Raw genomic sequence first — 638 nt, 5'->3', positions numbered from 1 at the left:
CGCAAGATGAAAGTAGCGCCAGCCTGCCGTCTGTTTGGCCATTGTCGTCAAGCCTATTACCAGTCCAAGGCTGACATAGGGAGCCATGTGAAGAATGAACGTCTCATGCTGGATACCGTACGTGAGATACGTGGCGAGGATCCCGGTATCGGTGGTTACAAGCTGTGGATCATGCTCACCGCCCTCTTCGGAGAGAGGTTCATGCCCGGTCGCGACAGCTTCTACACGCTGCTTCGTCGACACCGCCTGATGCTTCCTCCGCGCAAAGCCAGGGGCACAACCAATTCCAACCATCGTTACCATAAGTGGAAGAACTTGATAAAGGGCTTTGTCCCAACCTCTCCCAATCAACTGTGGGTTAGCGATATTACCTATATACCGCTTGCCGGCGGAGACGTCTGTTACCTGCATCTGGTCACGGATGCTTATTCCCATAAGATAGTGGGATGGGTACTGGCTGATAGCTTGCGTGCCTCAGCCACGCTTGAGGCGTTGCGGCAGGCCATAGACCAGGCCGTTGAGATGACAGGGAGTGAAAATCTGGAGGGCCTGATACACCACTCTGACCGTGGCGTGCAGTATTGTTGCGACGCGTACGTGGAGCGCCTTCGGCGGCATGGCATTGCCATCAGCATGAC

The 638-nt window shown here is 55.2% G+C and carries 2 protein-coding genes; one reads left to right on the top strand and one right to left on the bottom strand.

The genetic code is table 11. The features are described from left to right. A partial coding sequence (locus tag ACESPU_RS21705; RefSeq protein ID WP_373133663.1) for a hypothetical protein occupies nt 1-435 on the bottom strand: 435 nt, incomplete at its 3' end. Here ACESPU_RS21705 and ACESPU_RS21700 point away from each other — a divergent pair. Continuing rightward, nucleotides 316-638 (top strand): transposase (locus ACESPU_RS21700; protein WP_373133662.1); only part of this gene is annotated, 323 nt, incomplete at its 3' end. The two genes, ACESPU_RS21705 and ACESPU_RS21700, sit on opposite strands and share 120 nt — an antisense overlap.

The organism is Parabacteroides sp. 20_3 (assembly GCF_964238835.1).
Lineage (GTDB): Bacteria > Bacteroidota > Bacteroidia > Bacteroidales > Tannerellaceae > Parabacteroides > Parabacteroides distasonis.
This window is presented reverse-complemented; position numbering and strand designations above follow the sequence as displayed.